Source organism: Kitasatospora sp. NPDC093679, assembly GCF_040683455.1.
Lineage (GTDB): Bacteria > Actinomycetota > Actinomycetes > Streptomycetales > Streptomycetaceae > Kitasatospora > Kitasatospora arboriphila.
Window position 1 is genome coordinate 37,699 of record NZ_JBFBDW010000011.1, and the last position, 16,848, is coordinate 54,546.

Annotated in this window: 16 protein-coding genes; 7 read left to right on the forward strand and 9 right to left on the reverse strand. The window is 74.2% G+C overall.

The window, feature by feature from the left end; genetic code table 11:
- Window positions 1-107: 107 nt before the first annotated feature.
- The 6 genes from AB0O09_RS12025 to tsaA all read right to left on the reverse strand — a co-directional run bounded on the left by AB0O09_RS12025 (window position 108) and on the right by tsaA (window position 4,743).
- Entirely contained in the window at window positions 108-350 is a 243-nt protein-coding gene (locus tag AB0O09_RS12025; protein ID WP_344626925.1) for an amphi-Trp domain-containing protein, read from the reverse strand.
- Window positions 347-1,579 (reverse strand): aromatic ring-hydroxylating dioxygenase subunit alpha, encoded by a 1,233-nt coding sequence (locus AB0O09_RS12030; RefSeq protein ID WP_363541473.1) that lies wholly within the window; start codon window positions 1,577-1,579, stop codon window positions 347-349. The genes AB0O09_RS12025 and AB0O09_RS12030 overlap by 4 nt, the downstream gene beginning before the upstream one ends.
- Before the next feature lie 259 nt (window positions 1,580-1,838).
- Entirely contained in the window at window positions 1,839-2,282 is a 444-nt protein-coding gene (locus AB0O09_RS12035) for an SRPBCC family protein (RefSeq protein ID WP_363541474.1), read from the reverse strand.
- Window positions 2,283-2,485: 203 nt separating this feature from the next.
- Window positions 2,486-3,019: a hypothetical protein gene (locus AB0O09_RS12040; protein ID WP_363541475.1), complete on the reverse strand. Its 534-nt coding sequence runs from the start codon at window positions 3,017-3,019 to the stop codon at window positions 2,486-2,488.
- Between the two features lie 210 nt (window positions 3,020-3,229).
- Window positions 3,230-4,138 (reverse strand): lytic polysaccharide monooxygenase, encoded by a 909-nt coding sequence (locus AB0O09_RS12045; protein ID WP_363541477.1) that lies wholly within the window; start codon window positions 4,136-4,138, stop codon window positions 3,230-3,232.
- A 188-nt stretch (window positions 4,139-4,326) separates the two neighbouring features.
- A complete protein-coding gene (gene tsaA / locus AB0O09_RS12050; RefSeq protein WP_363541478.1) occupies window positions 4,327-4,743 on the reverse strand; it encodes a tRNA (N6-threonylcarbamoyladenosine(37)-N6)-methyltransferase TrmO in 417 nt (138 codons plus the stop codon).
- A gap of 159 nt (window positions 4,744-4,902) precedes the next feature.
- Here tsaA and AB0O09_RS12055 point away from each other — a divergent pair, with 159 nt between their 5' ends.
- Window positions 4,903-5,379, forward strand: coding sequence for a DUF2871 domain-containing protein (locus AB0O09_RS12055; protein ID WP_363541479.1), 477 nt, complete (start codon window positions 4,903-4,905; stop codon window positions 5,377-5,379).
- Window positions 5,380-5,453: 74 nt separating this feature from the next.
- Here AB0O09_RS12055 and AB0O09_RS12060 read toward each other — a convergent pair whose 3' ends face one another.
- Window positions 5,454-7,517 carry a discoidin domain-containing protein gene (locus AB0O09_RS12060; protein WP_363541480.1) on the reverse strand — a complete coding sequence of 688 codons (2,064 nt, stop codon included), beginning with the start codon at window positions 7,515-7,517 and terminating at the stop codon, window positions 5,454-5,456.
- Between the two features lie 286 nt (window positions 7,518-7,803).
- On the opposite strand from AB0O09_RS12060, the gene AB0O09_RS12065 reads away from it, so the two are divergent.
- From AB0O09_RS12065 to AB0O09_RS12080, 4 genes are all read left to right on the forward strand, one after another.
- A complete protein-coding gene (locus AB0O09_RS12065) occupies window positions 7,804-8,205 on the forward strand; it encodes a nuclear transport factor 2 family protein (RefSeq protein ID WP_363541481.1) in 402 nt (133 codons plus the stop codon).
- A 446-nt stretch (window positions 8,206-8,651) separates the two neighbouring features.
- Window positions 8,652-9,899, forward strand: coding sequence for a histidine kinase (locus tag AB0O09_RS12070; protein WP_363541482.1), 1,248 nt, complete (start codon window positions 8,652-8,654; stop codon window positions 9,897-9,899).
- Window positions 9,887-10,537 (forward strand): response regulator transcription factor, encoded by a 651-nt coding sequence (locus AB0O09_RS12075; RefSeq protein WP_363541483.1) that lies wholly within the window; start codon window positions 9,887-9,889, stop codon window positions 10,535-10,537. Before AB0O09_RS12070 ends, AB0O09_RS12075 begins: the two co-directional genes overlap by 13 nt.
- Before the next feature lie 435 nt (window positions 10,538-10,972).
- Window positions 10,973-12,178 (forward strand): MFS transporter, encoded by a 1,206-nt coding sequence (locus AB0O09_RS12080; protein ID WP_363541484.1) that lies wholly within the window; start codon window positions 10,973-10,975, stop codon window positions 12,176-12,178.
- Window positions 12,179-12,671: 493 nt separating this feature from the next.
- On the opposite strand, the gene AB0O09_RS12085 is transcribed toward AB0O09_RS12080, so the two are convergent.
- Window positions 12,672-13,442, reverse strand: a complete 771-nt coding sequence (locus tag AB0O09_RS12085) for an alpha/beta hydrolase (RefSeq protein ID WP_363541485.1) — start codon at window positions 13,440-13,442, stop codon at window positions 12,672-12,674.
- Window positions 13,443-13,503: 61 nt separating this feature from the next.
- Here AB0O09_RS12085 and AB0O09_RS12090 point away from each other — a divergent pair, with 61 nt between their 5' ends.
- Window positions 13,504-13,923 (forward strand): MarR family winged helix-turn-helix transcriptional regulator, encoded by a 420-nt coding sequence (locus AB0O09_RS12090; RefSeq protein WP_363541486.1) that lies wholly within the window; start codon window positions 13,504-13,506, stop codon window positions 13,921-13,923.
- Window positions 13,924-13,945: 22 nt separating this feature from the next.
- Here AB0O09_RS12090 and paaK read toward each other — a convergent pair whose 3' ends face one another.
- Complete coding sequence (gene paaK / locus AB0O09_RS12095; protein WP_363541488.1) at window positions 13,946-15,295, reverse strand: phenylacetate--CoA ligase PaaK; 1,350 nt, start codon at window positions 15,293-15,295, stop codon at window positions 13,946-13,948.
- 320 nt (window positions 15,296-15,615) lie between these two features.
- Here paaK and AB0O09_RS12100 point away from each other — a divergent pair, with 320 nt between their 5' ends.
- Complete coding sequence (locus AB0O09_RS12100) at window positions 15,616-16,794, forward strand: FHA domain-containing protein (RefSeq protein WP_363541489.1); 1,179 nt, start codon at window positions 15,616-15,618, stop codon at window positions 16,792-16,794.
- Window positions 16,795-16,848 lie beyond the last annotated feature (54 nt).

Consider the following 16,848-nt stretch of genomic DNA (forward strand, 5'->3'; position numbering starts at 1 on the left):
CGGGGCGGGCACGGACCGGCGGGAGCGCGCCCCTCCGGGCGCGCTCCCGCCGGTCTCGACCCGCTGCCCCGCCGACCCCGTCGGTCGGTCGCGGCGGTCCGTCCCGCTCAGCCGTCCGCGGCCTCCCCGGTCGACCACTTCAGCTCGATCTCCACCTCGATCTCGCCCTCGCCCGACTCCACCTCCAACTCGGTGCGGAGCTCGTCGGGGACGCGCAGCGTGAGCACTCCCGGGCCGAGTTCCAGCTCGGCCGATCCGCCGTGGCGCAGCGCGGCCGCCAGCGCCTCCAGCTGCGCCGCCGCCTCGATCCGCGACAGAGAGCGCTTCTGCTCGAACTTCAGGTCCTTCACGGCTGTCTCCGATCGGCCGACTGCGGTTCGGCGGACGCCCCGGCGAGCCCCTCACCGGCGCGGGCGGCGGAGCCGTCGGGGGACGGTGCCCCGCCGGGGCCCGCGGCCGGCTGCGCCGAGATCGGGACGCCGTTGCTGCGCAGCACGTCGCGGACGTCCAGGATGAGCGGGAACACCTCGTGGTTGCGGTCCGCGCCCTGCTCGTCCCAGGCCCGCTGCTCGGCCTCCACCGCCATCCGGTCCTGTGCGAAGACCCGCTCGGTGAACCGCCGGATGAACGGCCACGCCACGTGCAGCGCCCCGGGGACGGGCGGCTTGGCGATCATCAGCAGGCCGTAGGCGTGGTTGGTGCGCTGCTCGGCGTCCTCCGGCACGTACGCCGCCCAGAGCGAGAACGCCGGGAGTTCGGCGTCCTCCGGCACGTCGTGCAGGGTCTGGTACGGGTACTCGGTGCGGATGGTGATGACGTCCGGGCGGTCCTTGCCGCCGAAGCCCTCGGCGGACAGCAGGCCCGCGCCGCGGTCCTTGCGGCCGCCGGCCGGCACGAAGAGGTAGCGCGCCTCCACGGACCGCGGCCCGCTCTCGTACCCGAGCAGCTCGGGCCTGATCCGGCCCAGCACGCCGCGGTGCAGGAACTGGTGGTTCATGTCGAGCAGGTTCTCGTGCATGAACGAGTAGTGGCACTTCACCGTGCGGGAGAACGTCATGGTGCGGTGCGTGGGCGAGCCGAACTCCGGCAGCACCGGGAACGGCGCGGACTCGGCCTTCTCCGGATCGCCGGGGAAGACGAACACCAGCCCGAAGGCCTCCCGCACCGGGAAGGACCGCACTCCGCGCGGCGGCCGCTCGCAGCCCTTCGGCAGGTACGGGATCTGCGAGATGCGGCCGTTCCCGCGGTAGGCCCAGGCGTGGTAGCAGCAGCGCAGGATCTCGTCCTCCACCACGCCCATGCTGAGCGGCACCTGGCGGTGCGCGCAGCGGTCCTCCAGGGCGTAGACCCTGCCGCTGCGGCCGCGGTAGAGCGCGATCCGCTCGCCCGCGAAGACGGCGGCGAAGGTGCGCTGCCGCTTGACCTTCCGCGACACGGCCACCGGGTACCAGAAGTCCGGGTTGACGCCGATCCGCCGGAGGTCCGCGGCCGACTCGCCGCGGCGGCCGTCCGGCCGGGCCGGGGTCGGCGGCGCTCCGGCGGAGGGCTGCCCGTCGACTCCGGGTCGGGCCTCGGTCATGTCCTGCTCCCTTGCGCTCGGGCCGGCAGGGTGCCCCGCGGACGCGGAGGTCCGGGACGCACACCCGCGAACCGGCCGGCGTGCTCGGCGCATAGCCGCTCCGGCGCTGATCCGCCGGACCCGGGACCCGTCCGACGGGCCCCGGCGGCACTCCACCTCCCCACGGTCGCCGGAGCCCGCCCGGACGGCAACTCCGCGGGTGCGCCCACCGGTTGTCCCGGCGGGGCGACGGCGCTGCGGACCGCCGCCGACCGGGTCGTCAGGAGTGCTCGACCGCGTTCTTGATCCGCTCGCCGAAGGCCGGTGCGTCCTTGCGGGCGGCGTGCAGGGCCGGGCCGAGCAGCAGCCGGCCCAGGCCGTGGCCCTCCAGCTCGTTGAAGATCCGCACCCTGGTGCGGCCGTCCGGCAGCGGTTCGAGGTCGTAGCCGCCCTCGGCGGTGATGAGGTTCTTGCTCTGCTCGGCCCAGCGGACCGTGCGGGGTGCCTCCAACCGGGTGATGCGGAACTCGCGGGCCGACTTCATCCCGGCGTCCTTCACCGTGCTGCGGAAGACCGTGCCGACGGTGGTCGGGCCGTCCGGCGACTTGGTGATCCGCTGGACGCGGGGGCTGAACTCGGGGTCGTGCCGGCCGTCCGCCAGATAGGCGAAGACCTGGTCCACCGGCCGGTCGATCTCGACGGTCGCCTCGAACTGTCCGGACATGTCCGCTCCTCGCTGGGCGTGGGGGCGTGGTACGGCCAGGATCCCAGAGGTCCCGGGCCGGTGCCTCCCCCGCTGCCTCCGGGCCGGAACGGGTGGGCGCGTGCGGTCGTCCGGGTTGCCGGACGGCGGGCGGCGCCCGACGATCCGGTAGGTCACGTCCCCCGTCCGGCCTCCGGCCCAGGCTTGAGCGGCAGCGGCAGCGGTCAGCCGATCGCCCGCGCGTAGGCCTGCGCCTGCTCGGGCGTCAGCAGGTGCGACACCCGGACGACGACCACGCCCGAGCGGTACACGTAGTCGGGCCGGGCACCGCCCGCCCCGGGCTGCTGCCGGCCGGCCAGGTCGTCGGCCCGTGCCCCGGCGTCCTCCGGGGCGGTGAAGACCTCCACGGCGCCGCCGTAGGAGACGGCGTCGCGCCGGCGTCCGGCGGCCTCCTCCCTGGCCAGCGGGCTGTCGGACACCCGGGTGTCGTCGAAGGCGGCCTTCGACGTGTACCGGCCGGGTCGGCCGAGCAGCCCGTCCGGGTCGTCGGCGCCGGTGTAGGTGACGGTCAGCCTCACCGGGAGTCCGGCGGCGAGCAGGCGCTTGGTGACGGCGGCCGCGTCGCCGACCGCCCGGGTCGGGCCGGAGACCGGAGCGGCGGCGGGCCCGCCGGCCGTGGCCCCAGGACCGGGGTCGGCGCAGGCGGTCGCGGCCGCGAGGACGGCGGTGCAGACGAGGGCGGTGGTGCGGACGCGCATGGGCTCCCCAGGGTCGGCGGTGCGAGGCGCGCCGACGCCATCGCCGCGGCGGGGCGGCCGGCCCGGCACGTCGTGGAGCCGTGATCCGCCCGTCGCCCGACCAACACCCGGCCGGCGCTTCGGAGTCGTCCGAGTGCGGCGTCATCGTGCGGGGCGGTGCCCTGCCGGGCCGGACGCGCGCTGCGCTCCCGGCCCGGCAGGGGCGACCCGTCAGACGGCGGCGGCCACCGTCCGGATGCGCCGGTACAGGTACACCCCGGACGCGCCGGCCGAGACCAGCGACAGGCCCACCACGCCCAGCAGCACGGCGGAGGAGGCCGAGCCGGTGGCCGGCGTGACCGGGGCCGCCGCGAGCTCCGCGGTCGCCGCGGCCGCCGCCGCGCCGTGGTCGTGGTGGCTCACGGTGGACTTGGGTGCGTCGGCGACGAGCTGCTGCTCGGTCGGCGTCCCCGGCGCGATCGGGGCGGCGAGGCCGGCCGCGGCCGCCGAACCGCCGAAGTCGACGTCCGAGCAGCCGTAGAACGCCTCCGGGCTGTCGGTGCGCTGCCAGACCAGGTACACCAGCTGGCGGCCGGTGCGGCTGGGCAGCGTGCCGTTGAAGGTGTAGTAGCCGTTGGTCGCCGTCCGCCCGGTGGCGTACTGGGCGACAGGGTTGGCCAGGTCGAGGTCGGACCACTTGAGCGGCTGGGTCGGGTTGTAGCCGCTCTTGGTGATGTAGAGCGTCATGACGCCCTGGTGCGGGGCGGTGACGCGGAAGTTGAAGGCGTTGCTGCCCGCGGTGACGGAGGTGGCCGGCCAGTCGGTGCGGGCCATGTCGAGCGCCTTGTACTTGTCGCGGTTGGCCGAGCACAGCTTGCCGTCCGGAATGATCTGCTGGCTGCGGCCGTTCGCGTCGGCGATGTTGACCTCGTTCCAGTCGTACAGCGGCTGGGTGCCGCTCATCGCGACCAGGTCCTTGCAGACCTGGGACTGGGGGTGCTCGGGGCCCTCGGCGTAGCAGGCCGCCACCCGGCTGGTGGGGCCGAACAGCGAGCCGTGCGCACCGGCCGTGCCGGCGGTCGCGGCCAGTGCGCCGGCCGTCAGCACGCCGGCGGCGAGGACTCTGCGGGTCCAGGACATGGTTCTCCTCGTACGGATTCGGGCCGGTTGTGGGGGAGAGGTGCGAACCCGGGGAGCCTGCGGGCGCGGCGGTGTGGACCCGACACACCGTCAGCCGCCCTGGAGCCTACGATTGGCCTATACCAATTGGCAAGGGGTCGGTGCGGCGGCCGGATCGGAGGGGCGCGCCGGGGACGGGGGAGGCCGGGTCAGCGCTCGGCGGATCCGGGGAGGACCGGCTTGACGTCCAGGACCGGGGTGCCGTCCAGGGCCTCCAGGCCGCTGACGCGCAGACGCAGCCCGTCGACGGCGAGGATCGTGACGCGGTGCAGCCCGATCGGGTTGGGGCGGTCGGGGGAGCGGGTGGCGAAGACGCCGGTCTCCGGACGGGCGAGGTCGCCGCGCGGGTGCACGGCGAGCACCCCGCGGTCGGCGCGGTCGAGCCAGGTCAGCAGCAGGACCTCCTGGCCGGCCGCCAGTTCGCGCAGCCCCCCGGCCACCTCGGGCTCGAAGACCAGACAGGCCTCCGGGGCGCCCTCGTCGCCCTGCCTCGGGGCCTCGGCCCGGGACCGCAGCGCCGACTCCACCCGTCCGATCGCCCGCACCGTGAACTGCGCGTCCGCCATGCCTTCGAGCCTACGCCGCGACCGTGCGGCCACGGGGGAGGGCGGGCCGCGGCGGCGGGCCGGAGATCACGGGACCTTCACCGGCAACCCGGTTGATGGATCATCGGATTCCGGGTGAGGGTGGGGCCTCACGATCCCACCGGTCCGGAGGCGAGCAGTATGCGGAGAATCCTCAACACGGCGCACGTCTACATGATCCTCGGCGTGGTCAGCGGCCTGTACTACCGCGAGCTGACCAAGGCCGAGGACTTCACCGGCGACTCCCAACTCGGCGTCGTCCACACCCATCTGCTGGCCCTCGGAATGCTCTTCTTCCTCGTCGTGCTGGTGCTGGAGAAGCAGTTCGGACTGACCGGCAGCAGACTCTTCCCCTGGTTCTACTGGATCTACAACGCGGGCCTCGCCCTCACCGTCGGCATGATGACCGTGCACGGGACGCTGACCGTGCTCGGCCGCGAGAGCGGCGCGGCGATCGCCGGGATCGCCGGCCTCGGGCACATCCTGCTGACCGCCGGCCTCGTGCTGCTCTTCGTCGGCCTGGGCAAGCTCCTCCCGGCCGGCGCCGGGAAGGCCCCGGCGGCCGCCGCCGGGGGCGAGCCGGCCGCGGCCGCACCGGCGCAGCCCCCGGCGGCCTGACCGCCGTACCCGTCGAACGGGGTGGGGCCGGCGCCCGTCCGGACGCCGGCCCCACTCGTTCCCTCCGGCCCCGGTCAGGGGCCGAAGACGCCGACCTCGTACAGCGAGTAGCCCCAGCCGGTGGCGCGCTTGACGCCGTGCACCCGCACGTAGCGGGCCGGGGCCGGGTCGAAGAAGGCCGTGTCGATGCCGCCGTTGCCCGCGGCGGTCGACCAGGCGGTGTGCCAGGTGCCGCCGTCCGCCGACAGCTCGATGCGGTACTCCCGGCCGTAGGCGCGCTCCCAGTCGAGGGTGACCCGGTTCACCGTCCGCAGCGAACCGAGGTCCACCTGCAGCCACTGGTCGTCGCTCCAGCCGCTCGCCCAGCGGGTGCCCCGGTCGCCGTCCACCGCCCGGCCGGGCCGGTAACTGGTGAACAGGGACCACTCGGACGAGCTGGCGGCGGCGGTCCGGCCCGCGGCGAGGTCGGTGCCCGGCCGGTGGCCCTCGGTGGCCTTCCAGGTGTCCAGGTAGGACTGGGCGCCGTGCATCAGGTCGTCCACCACGTCCTGGCCGCCGCTGAGCCGCATCTGCTCGATCCAGTCCGGCACGAGGCCGTCGTGCGCCATGCCGTCCTTGTTGTAGTCCCAGGTGCGGTCGCCGGTGACCTGCCGGTCGACCACCGATCCGCCGTCGGCGGTGCGGAACGGGTAGCGCACCGCGTTGGGGGCGTCCTCGCCGACCGGACCCGGCCAGCCGCCGACCCCGTTCAGGTCCGTGCCGTAGCCGTACCCGACGTGGTACCGGTCGCGCAGCGCCTCCGTGCGGTGCGCCTCGGCGACGAAGCCCTCCGCGGAGTGCGCGTACTGCGCGGCGAACCCGCCGAGCCGGTACAGCCGCTCCGTCCACTGCAGGTCCATCCAGCTGTGGCTGGAGATCACACCCGGGTACGCCTGCGACTCCAGCAGCTCGAAGGCGCGGTCGGCCGCCTTCACGCTCATGTGGTCGACCTCCAGCATCATGTGACGCTGCATCATGCCGCGCACGGCGTACTCGCCGAGCCGGGTGAGGCCACGGGTGTTGCACTGGGCGTCGCCCGCGTACGTCGGGATCTGCACGCCCTTCGGCAGCAGCGACGCCGCCTGCGCGGTCGGCAGACCGATCGGGTTGTCGTGCTGCGGGCCGGCGCACTTCTCGGTCTTCCAGAACGTGCCCGTCGACAGGAACTGCCCGGCGTTCACCGCGACGCCGATGGTGCCCTCGTCGAAGCGGACGCCGCACAGCGCGTTGTCGAACTTGTGGCACAGGAACATGCTGCGCACCCCGAGCTTGTACAGCTCGTCGAGGCCGCGGTCGATGTCGCCCTCGTTGCACTGGGCGATGTCCAGGATCTGCTTGCAGCCGAACGGCTCGGAGGTCTCCACCCCGAGGACGACCGCCAGCTTGCCCTGCTCGATCACCTGCCGCGCCTGCGCGCTGTCGGTGACGATCCGGAACCAGCCCTTGCCCGGTCCGCCGTACATCCGGTCGATGTACGCCTGCAGGTCGTAGCTCTTCTGCGCCTCCAGCCGGATCGCCGTCATCTCGTCACAACTGCGGTCCTTGAATGGGTAGATCGAGCACAGCAGCCCGTTGGTGACGAGGTCGTTGACCAGGACGCGCTGGCCGCCGCGCCAGGCGCGCTCCACCCAGGCGTAGTAGTTCTGCTGGTGGCTCAGCGAGTCGTGGGCCGGCCAGTCCTTGAAGGTCGGCCAGCCCACCGGGTCGTGGTGGCCGTCGGCGCCGCCGGTGACGTTCTCGAACAGGGCGAGCGCGCCGTCGGGGTAGTGCTCCGGGCAGTCCTTGAGCGCGTCCGCCGCGCCCTTCTCGGAGAAGGTCGCGCCGCAGATGATGCGGCCGCCGAAACCCTCGTTGGACATCAGGTGGTTGTGCGCGTCCACGAAGCCGCGGACGTTTCCGTCGGCGTCGGTACCGGTGAACGGCGCCCCCGTCACGTTGATCTGCGAGTCGGGCGCGGGTCGGGCCGCGGGCTCCCACCAGCCGCCGGCGGCGTGCGCCGCGGGGGCTCGGACGGCGCCGAAGGCACCGGCGGTGAGGGCGAGAAGCAGCGCCACGAGGGCGGTGGCCGTGCGGCTTCTGCGGCGGTGATGCGTGGTCAAGGAATCGCACCTCGCTTCATCGGGAGGCGGTGGGGGGATTTGTACTGCGCATGCCGTGCGGGATCCACCCGAGAATCGCGAGCGGCAAAGCACCCGTCAAGGCTCCGGGACGAATTGGCTACTGACCGGTAAACGGACGGATCTCCTTGTCGGCGGCGGACGGTGGCCCTCGCGGGCGTCCCGGTGTTGCTGACACCGGTATCAACACCACCCGTCGAGGGCTGTTCGGACCGCCGCGCGGCGGCCTAGGGTCGGTCAGGACGAATCGCCCTCGGGAGGAGCCGGAATGGTGGAGAGCAGCGGACACGCACGGGTCGCGGAGCGGTTCCTCGCCGCGTTCGGGGCACGCGACGACGCGGGGCTGCGGGCACTGCTGGCCGAGGACGTCGTCTGGTCGATGCCGGGCAGCGGAACGATCTCCGGCGCCGTGCACGGCCGCGACGCCGCCGCCACCCGCGCCTGGGAGATCGCCGGACGCGGCGTCCGCACCGAACTGCTCCACGTCCTCGTCGGCCAGCACGGCGTCGCCCTCTCGCTCCACAACACCGCCCTCTCCGCCGACGGCCGCGAACTCGACGAGCACCTCGCCACCGTCCTCACCGTGCGGGACGGCGTGATCACCGCGATCGACAGCTACCTCTCGGACGTCGACGGCATGAGCGCCTTCTTCGCCCACCGGGAGCCGTGAGGGCTGCTCCTGGTGCTCCGGCTGTAGATCTTGATCACGACCGTTGGAGGGCCTGACGTCGGTGGTGGCTGCTCCGTGCACGGGCCCGGTGTCGTCGGCGCCGGCATGACCGACTGATGCCCTCCCGCTCGATCGGAGCCTCCTCGACATCGAAGTTGCCGAAGGCCGGGGACTCGAAGACCCCGTCGGGACCACCCTCCGCGACAGCAGCGGCAGCTTCGGCGTCCGGTGCCACGAAGAACTTGATGACGGTGCTCACCGGGGGCGTGGCGCCTGCTCCACCGGGCCCGGTCTACCTGCCGGCGGCCGGCAGAAGCCGACCTGCCGACCCGAGATGCTGTCCGCCCACAGGCCAAGATCAAGATCTGCAGCTGGTACTAGGTTCACCATGAAATGGGGTGCAGGCTTCATGGCGCCGTCCTCCTGCGGTGCCCTAGCGTCGTGCCATGACGATTCCAGCCGGGCTGAGACGCTCGGCCCTCCGGGCACGGCGGGACACCGGCTTTCTGGCCGCCGGTGTGCCGCCGCACCTGGCGCTGGTGCCCGTGTGGGCCTGGGCGGCGACGACCACCGCCGAAACGGGGAACCGGCTCCTGACGGTGTCCGTGTCGGCCGCGCTGATCCTGCTCGGCACCCCGGTGCTGACGGCCGTTCAGCGGGCCCGCTACCGGGCGCTCATCGGTGTGGGCGTCCCCCGGCTCACCCCCGCCGCGCCGGAACGACGGACGTGGGCCTCGGCCGCCCGGTGGCTCACGGTGACGCGGCCTTGGCGCAAGATCGGCTACCACCTCCTGCTGGGCCCGCTGCTCGCGCTGCTGGAGCTGCTGGTGCTCGCGCTGGCGGCGGCGGGCCTGGCGGGCGTCATCGTCTACGCCTGGGCATGGGCGCTGCCGACCGGAATCCGCCAGGACCGGTTCGGCTACCTGACCCAGCTGCCGGTCTACACAGCGGCTGGACTCCTCCTCCTGTGCGCCCTGCCCCGGACCGCACGGGCAGTGGCCCGGGCCGAGACGCGGCTGGCGTTGGGCCTGCTCGGGCCCAGCCGGGCGCAGCGGCTCCAGGAGCGGGTCGATCAGCTGGCCGTGAGCCGGACCGACTTGATCGAGGCCGTCGACGCGGAGCGCCGCCGGATCGAGCGTGACCTGCACGACGGCACCCAGCAGCGGTTGGTGTCTCTCGCGGTCAACCTGGGTCTGGCCGTCGCCACCCGGCCGGACCTGCCGAGTGATGCCCGCGAGGTGATCGCGAGAGCGCACCTGGAGGCGAAGGAGGCGATCGCCGAACTCGATGACCTGGTGCGGGGGCTGCACCCGGCCGTGCTCGAAGACCGGGGCCTGGACGCGGCGCTGTCCGGGCTGGCTGCCCGCACGCCCCTGCCGGTGCGGCTGCGGGTCGGTCTGGAGGAGCGGGTGGCGCCCAGCGTGGAGTCGGTCGCGTACTTCGTGATCTCGGAGGCGCTGACCAATGCGACGAAGCACGCCAACGCGATGCGTGCGGAGGTGACGGTTCGTCGGGTCGGCGAGGTGCTGCGAGTGCGCGTCACCGACGACGGGCTGGGCGGTGCCGACGCCGCCGCCGGCACGGGGCTGACCGGACTGGCCAAGCGGGTCGGCTCCCTCGACGGGGCCTTCCACGTCAGCAGCCCCGTCGGCGGGCCCACCACCATCACCGCGGAGCTGCCGTGCGCGCGGTGATCGCCGAGGATTCGGTGTTGTTGCGGGTCGGCCTGATCAAGGTGCTGGAGACGGGCGGGTTCCAGGTCGCCGCGGAAGCCGGCGATGCGCAGGGGCTGCTGGCGGCGGTGGCGGAGCACCGGCCCGAACTCGCCTTGATCGACGTCCGGATGCCGCCCGGCTTCACCGACGAGGGGGTGCGGGCGGCGATGGAGATCCGTCGGTGCTGGCCGGGGACGGCGGTGGTGCTGCTTTCGCAGTACGTGGAGGAGCGGTACGCGGCTGACCTGCTGTCTGCGAACACCAGCGGTGTGGGCTACCTGCTCAAGCAGCGGGTCGCCGATGTCGCCGACTTCGTGGCGGCGGTCAGGCGGGTGGCGGACGGGGGAACGGCCCTGGATCCGCAGGTCGTCGCCCAGTTGTTGCTGCGGCGCGACAGCGACCCGCTCGCGCGGCTGACCCCCCGCGAACGGGAGGTGCTCGGCCTGATGGCCGAGGGGCGCTCCAATGCCGGCATCGCGCAGGCGCTGGTGGTCAGCGAGAGCGCCGTGGCGAAGCACATCAACAACATCTTCGCCAAGCTCGACCTGCCCGTGGTCGACGCGGACCACCGCCGCGTCCTGGCCGTGCTGCGGTTCCTCGGAGCGCCCCGGGCCTGACCTTCCCATCCGTGACCACGATCCACGGCCTGGAACGGTGGTTCCTCGGTGCAGCCGCCGCTGCCCTGCTCGCCCGGACCACCACGTCCAGGTGCCCGTGTGCGAGGAGCGGGTCCACCACCCGGGGCGGAGCCCCACCGAGGTCGACCGCCTGCCGTGCGAGATCGTCGACGTCCACCCGGCGCAGCCCATGACCCGCCGCCGTCAGCGGGGTGGCTGCTCGCCGGCCGCCCGGGGCGGGGAGCGCCGCCGCGGGCGGAACCGGTTCGGTGAAGGCGGTGGTGGGCGGGCGGTGGGGGACCGTAGGATCCCGGCATGGACATCTCCGGGCCGCACTGACAGGTCGACTCCGGCCGCCCCTCGCCCCTTCCTCGGGCGGGACGGGGCGGCGATCCGTCGACCCGTCATGTCCGTTCCCCGTACCGGAGATCACCCGTGTCCCGATCCTCCCGGGGCAGCGTCGGCTATCGCGCTGTCCTCTCCCTTCCGCATGCCCGTGCGCCGTTCGCCGCGGCGCTCCTCGCCCGGCTGAGCTACGGCGTCCTCCCGTTGCCGCTGCTCCTCGCGCTCCGCGACGGCACCGGCTCGTTCGCGGCGGCCGGTGCGGCCGCCGGTGTGTTCGGTCTGCTCTCGGCGCTGCTCGGCCCGGCCCGCGCCCGGCTGGTGTCCCGGCGGCCCGCCGCACTGATGGCCCTGACGTGCTGTTACACCCTGTTGCTGTTCGCACTGGCGACCGGCTCCGCCGTCGGCCTGCCGTCCTGGGCGGCCCTGTTGCTGGCCGCGGCGGCCGGCGTCTTCCCGCCGCCCGTCGGGCCGTTGATGCGCACGGTGTGGGGCGGGCTGACCGACGGCGAGGAGCAGCGCCGGTGCGCGCTGAGCCTCGACACGGTGGCCGAGTCGACGATCTTCGCCTGCGGTCCGGTCCTCGGCGGACTGCTCGCGGCGCACACCACGGCCGCCCGGGCGCTCGCCGTCTGCGCCCTGCTCGCATCGGCCGGATTCGCCGCGTTCGCCCGGGCGCTGCGCGGCCGGCCGGCGGCCCTTCCGGAGCCCGCGGCGGGCGGCACGGTCCTCGGTCCGCTGCGGGCGCCCGGCTTCGCTCCGCTGCTGGCGGTGGTGTGCGCCGTCGCGGCGGCACTCGCGGTCGACGAGCTGGTGGTGGTCGCCGCCTGGGGTGCCGGCGCGGCCGGGCCGTTGCTCGCGCTGTTCTCGGTGGGCGGCGCGGTCGGCGGCCTGGTGTACGGGCGACTGGCCTGGCGGGCCGCACCGGGACGGCGGCTGCTGCTGCTCGCGGCCGCGGCGACCGTCTGCTACGGGCTGCCGGCGGTGCTGTTCGCCCCGCCGGGTGCCGCGCTCGGCCTGTTCCTGGCGGGCGCCTGCACGGATGCCCTGCTGGTCACCGGCTACCTGCTGGTCGAGGACCTCGTCCCGGCCGGCGCCCGCACGGAGGCCGGGGCCTGGGTGAACACCGCCTACAACCTCGGCGGCGCCCTGGGCTCGGCCGCGGGCGGCCTGCTGGCGGACCGGGCCGCCCCGGCGGCGGCGTTCACCGCGGCGGCCGTGTTCCTCGGTGCGGTGACGGCCCTCGTCGCGCTGCGTCCCTCGCGGCTGCACGGCCGCGCCGAACCGGCGGTGGTGTAGCGGGGTCCGGTTCCCGGGTGCGGGCGGGTGGACGGAGTTCGGGCAGACAGGACGACGGCCCCACCCGCACCGTGCGCCGGCGACACCGCGATCCCTGCCGTGAACGCGGCGAAGCGCATCCCGGTGGGACCCTGGAACGAGGTGGTGTACGAGGAGTTCGAGGACGTCCCGGGACCGGTGCGCAACCCGGGCCCGAGGGCTTCCTCCGGCAGACGAGGAGCGCCCGGTGGACGGTGACCGTCCCGGACCGGCGGGTTTGCCGCGGCGGCCGCACTACGTGCGGACCGGTGGCGGCGCGCCCGCGCCGTCACGGTTCCGCCGGGTGCTGGCCCTGCTGGTCGGGCGGTTCCACGCCGACCGGCGGGCCGGGGGCGGTGCGGACGCAGGAGCCGATCCGACGGGTGTGCACCCCTTCACCGGGTTCAACGCCAACGGGCGGGAGCACTCGGGTGGCGCCGGCTGAGCCCACTGCCCGGAGCCGGATCCGGGCGGGTCAGGCGAGGTGGGCGTCGAGGAGGGCGAAGGTGGCCTCGGGCTGCTCGACGTGCGGGAGGTGGCCGGCGGCGGGGACGAGGGCGAGGCGGGCGTCGGCGAATGCGCGGGCGTAGGCGGCGCCGTACGCGGGGGTGACGATCCGGTCGCTCTCGCCCCAGACGAGCAGGGCGGGGACCTCGACCCCGCCGAGCCGGCCGAGCAGCTCGGGGTCGTGCATGTAGGGGTCGCCGGCGAGGGCGCGCATGGTGGCCGTGTTGCCCTGGCGGCGGGCGAGTTCGGCGGCGGGGAGCCCGGCCGGGTCGACGTGGTACCGCTCGGCATCGTGCCAGGCGTGCTCGGCGAGGCCGCGGGCGTCGAGGGTGAGGACGTCGCGGATCGGCTCGCCCTCGACGTGCACGCCGACGGCGTTGACCAGGACGAGGCCGCCGACCGTCCCGGCGGTGTCCCGGACGGCCATCTCGGCGGCGATCCAGCCGCCGAGGGAGGAGCCGACCAGCAGGACGTCGGTCAGCCCGCGGTCGCGGAGCAGCCGCAGGTAGACCTGCGCGAGGTCGGCGATGCGGGTGAGCCGGTCGGGGCGGTGGGTGCCGTCCCAGCCGGGGTGGACGGGGGTGAGGGTGTGCAGGGTGCGGGCGAGGTGGGCCGAGAGGCCGGCCACGGTGGCGGGCCCGCCGCCGCCGTGGAGGACCAGGGCGGGGCGGCCCGTTCCGTTCTCGGTGAGGGTGATGGTCAGGTCGTCGTCGAGCGCGACTGCGCGGTTCGTGGTCATGGGCCGAGCATAACTAAGGATGCTTATATAAGCTAGCTTGGTCATGGCCTAGAATCGGCCCATGCACAGTGAGCTGCAGGAACTCGGCAGAGCGGTCAAGCAGGTCCAGTACCGTCAGCACCGGGCGCTGGAGACCGGACTCGCCGCGGTCGGCACCACCCTCGCCCAGTGGGACGCGCTGCGTGCCGTCGGCCGGCAGCCCGGCGCCTCGGCCCGCACCCTCGCCGCCGAGACCTTCCAGACCGAGCAGGCCTTCGGCACCCTCGCCGGCCGGCTCGTCGCCCAGGGCCTGATCGAGCGGACCCCCGGCCACGGCCGGCGCATCGACCACCGGCTGACACCCGCCGGCGAACGGATGCTGGAGGCCGGCCGCACCGTTGCGGAGGAGGTCCTCGCCGAGTGCTACGCGGACCTGCCGGCCGCCGACCGCACGGCCCTGCTCGGCCTGCTCCACCGGGTGCTCGGCGAGGAGCCCGTCTGACGGTCCGTCCGGCCCGGGCGGCTCAGCGGTTACGGGTGTCGACGACCCGGCGGAGCTTGCCGACCGAGCGCTCCAGGGTGTCGGGCGGCACGACCTCCACGGCGACGCTCACGCCGACGCCGTCCTTGACGCCCGCGGCGATGGCGGCGGCCGCGGCCTCGCGCTGCTCGGGGGTGGCGTCCGGGCGGCACTCCACCCGGACGGACATGTGGTCCATCCGGCCGCGCCGGGTCAGCTCCAGCTGGAAGTGCGGCGCGACCGCCGGGGTGCGCAGCACGATCTCCTCGATCTGGGTGGGGAAGACGTTGACCCCGCGCAGGATGATCATGTCGTCGGAGCGGCCGGTGACCTTCTCCATCCGGCGGAACGCCGGGCGGGCGGTGCCGGGCAGCAGCCGGGTGAGGTCGCGGGTGCGGTAGCGGACGATCGGCATCGCCTCCTTGGTGAGGGAGGTGAAGACGAGTTCGCCGCTCTCGCCGTCCGGCAGGCTCTCGTCGGAGAGCGGGTCGACCACCTCGGGGTAGAAGTGGTCCTCCCAGACGTGCAGGCCGTCCTTGGTCTCCACGCACTCGGCGGAGACGCCGGGGCCGATCACCTCGGACAGCCCGTAGATGTCGACCGCGTGCAGGTCGAGGCGCTCCTCGATCTCGCGCCGCATCTCCTCTGTCCACGGCTCGGCGCCGAAGATGCCGACCCGCAGCGAGGTGCTGCGCGGGTCGACGCCCTGCCGCTCGAACTCGTCCAGCAGGGTGAGCATGTACGAGGGGGTGACCATGATGATCTCGGGCTCGAAGTCCCGGATGATCTGCACCTGGCGGGCCGTCATGCCGCCGGAGGCGGGGATCACCGTGCAGCCGGCCCGTTCGGCGCCGTAGTGCGCGCCGAGGCCGCCGGTGAACAGGCCGTAGCCGTAGGCGATGTGCACCTTGTGGCCGGGCCGGCCGCCGGCCGCGCGGATCGAGCGGGCGACGACGTCCGCCCAGACGGACAGGTCGTTCTCGGTGTAGCCGACCACGGTGGGACGGCCGGTGGTGCCGCTGGAGGCGTGTACCCGCCGGACGTCGGCCATCGGCACGGCGAACATCCCGAACGGGTAGTTGTCCCGCAGGTCGGCCTTGGTGGTGAACGGGAAGCGCGCCAGGTCCGCGAGGGTGCGGCAGTCCTCGGGGCGGACGCCGGCCGTGTCGAAGGAGCGGCGGTAGAACTCGACGTTCGCGTACGCGTGCCGCAGGGTCTGCTGGAGGCGGCGGAGCTGGAGCTCGGCCAGCTCCTGCCGGTCGAGGCGCTCGCCGGCGTCCCGCAGGTCGGCGGGCAGCGGCTCGCCGAGGCGGTGCGCCCCGTCCCGATGGTGCTCCGTGCCGCTGCCGCTCATCACGCCTCCAGCCAATGCCCACCGACCGTTCGGTCGGTGCCGGGAATCCCAGTAATCCAGCCACGGACACGCATGTCAAGGGCTGTCCGCAGCCCGGACGGCCGCCCCGGCGGCAAGCCGGACGGCCGCCCGGGCGGGCCGCTCGGGCGGACACCCGGGAACAGTCCGGAAGCAGCCCGCAACCGGCCCGTCCGGGGCCGGGCGCTTACCATCCCCGGAGCGCCCGTGGGCCCGGTTTGCCGGATTACGGTCTGCGGGGCCGCGGGAGTCGCTAGCCTCTCCTGCTGTACGGGGCGGGCCGGCTGCATGGGGTGACGGGCGTGGCGAGTGACCTGGCGGCCTTCCGCGGCATGGAACGCCACCTCCGGGGCGAACCGGATCAGGCCGACTACCTGATCGACCTCTCCAACATCGTCCGCGAGACCGCGCTCGGCGGCGGCACCCGCCGCTCCCTGGATCGGCTGCGGCTCGTCCTCGCGGCGCTCTGCCGGACCACCGGCGACCCCGACGTCACCGCCCACGCGATCGCCGACAACAGCCTGCTCGACCGCAGGTACGACGACGAGTTCCCCGACCCCGGCGAACCCGGCCTGCTGCGCGAGTGGCGGGACCGCGGACTGATCGCCGCCATCGGCAAGGCCGACCCGGACCTGCTCGACCACGCGAAGGTCTTCGGCACCCCGGTCGTCAGCAGTGACAACTTCACCGGCCACCGCGGCGACCACCCCTGGATCCAGGGCGACCGCGAGCACTTCCTCAGGCCGGAACGCCCCGCCCGGGGCGGTCCCGTCCGGCTGGTCCGGCGGGACATGCGGGTCGTCGCCGACCGGGAGATCTCCCGCGAGGGCGAACGCGACGACCTCAAGGCGCGCAACCTGATGCTCGGCGGCCGTCCCCGCGCGGACATCCTCGAACGCTCCTGGCGCTGCCCCCGGCAGGCCTGTAACCCGGGCCCGGCGATCCGCGGCGGCAAGGTCGTCTGCCGCAGCCACGGCACCCTGCTCGCCGACGCCGGCCCCCGGCGCCCCCGCCTCCAGCTCAAGATCCTCGTCGACGGGCAGTGCCAGGCCTGGGAGAACCTCGCCGAGGACGAGGGCCGCGAATTCGCCCTCGGCCGCGGCCACCTCGCCCGGATCGACCCCGAACTCCTCGCCGAGCGGCGCCGCCTGGCGGTCAGCCGCCACCACCTGGTGATCGTCGCCCACCGCGGCACCCTCCGCGTCCTGGACACCAGCAAGGGACGCAGCCGGATCCGCACCCTGCGCCCCGGCGGCGCGGCCTCGCCGTGGCGGGCGCTGCCGCACCGCGACGACCTGGCCGCGGGAGGGGCGGACGTCGCCCGGTACGGCGGGTTCGGCCCGGACGACGAGATCGAGCTGGTGCCCGGTGTCGTCCTCCGCCGCAGCGGACAGCGCTGGCCGGGCGAGCGCGCCGAGGGCGTCCGGGCCCGCCCGCCCCGGCGGCCGGGGAAGGACGACGAGCTGACCCGGACGGACTGAGTCGGGCGGACGGATCCGGGCGGACCGATCCGGGCGGACCGGCCCGGACGGGCG